Annotated in this window: 1 pseudogene; it reads right to left on the bottom strand. The window is 73.9% G+C overall.

Annotation, left to right across the window (positions count from 1 at the left end):
• Nucleotides 1-650: pseudogene (locus KL771_RS28250) on the bottom strand (hypothetical protein); the annotation flags it as partial.
• Nucleotides 651-751: the final 101 nt, after the last annotated feature.

Raw genomic sequence — 751 nt, 5'->3', positions numbered from 1 at the left:
GCAAAGGCCTTCTCGAAGCCGATGGACTGATCGAGCATCCGCTTGCCGCCATAGGCCGCGCCGACCGGGGCGATATAGCCGGGCGACATGACGGCCGTCCTCGAGCTACCGGCTGGGTGCGGTCGGCCCGAGCCGGCCGGGTTCGGCCCGGGCGGCGGCGTGACGCCACCCGCCGGCGTCGCCGCGCCCTTGGCCTGGGCGCGGGTCAATCGCTCCTGCGCGGTGGCGGCTCCCTTCAGATGGCTCTCGACCTGCGCGGCGTGCTCGGCGAGCGCCTTCATGCTCATCGGCAAGCCGCCCTCGCCGAAGCGGGCGAGCTTCGCCATGTTGGCGTCGACCGCGCGGACGCTGTCCGCGGCCCGGCGGGCCTCCTTGCCGGCCGCCGCCAGCCCCCCGGCCAGGCGCTGCGCCCCGCCGCCCGCGTCCAGGGCCTTGGCGCCGTCCGCAACTCGCTTCACGTCCCCCGCGGCGGTCCGGGCCGCTGTGCCGGCGGCGCGCAGCTCTCGCTGCAGCTTTCCGCTTCCGGCCGTATCGATCCCCTTGGTGGCATCCCGCAGGCGCTTCAGCTCGGCCTCGGTCGCACGCGCCCCGTCGCCGGATTTGCGCAGCCGGATATTGAGGCTGACATCGAGATTGCCGCGGCCGGTCATGGGGATCTCCGTGCCTGGCGCAGCACGCCCCAGGTCTCAGCGTCGATCGAGGCCGCCTCGGCGTACCAGCGCAGCATCTCGGTCCATTCCAGCGCGAGCAC

Source organism: Prosthecodimorpha staleyi (assembly GCF_018729455.1).
Lineage (GTDB): Bacteria > Pseudomonadota > Alphaproteobacteria > Rhizobiales > Ancalomicrobiaceae > Prosthecodimorpha > Prosthecodimorpha staleyi.
Note: the sequence above shows the minus strand (reverse complement) of the source record. Positions and strands in the feature narration are given on the sequence as shown.